The following is a 247-nucleotide window of genomic DNA, read 5'->3' on the forward strand; positions in this document are numbered from 1 at the left end:
CCTTCAGCTCCCACTCCCGGCCGACCGCCTCGTCTACGGGGAGACGACCTCCTACACGGAGGTCGATCGGGTCCGCGACCTGCGGACCTCCCCGGACCTGGGTGAGGCCACCCCGATGGACGACGGGTTCTTCTCCCTGCCCGGCGGTGTCACGACCACGCTCACGTTCTTCGACCCCGCGGTCACCCTGAGCCCCGCCGACCCCGGCACCACGCCCGGCACCACCCCGGGCACCACCCCCGGCAGC

General features: G+C 73.3%; 1 protein-coding gene. It reads left to right on the forward strand.

Annotation, left to right across the window (positions count from 1 at the left end; genetic code table 11):
- A partial coding sequence (locus AC0IVP_RS22030) for a hypothetical protein (protein ID WP_471759295.1) occupies positions 1-247 on the forward strand: 247 nt, incomplete at both ends.

It is taken from the genome of Klenkia sp. AC732 (genome assembly GCF_979256525.1).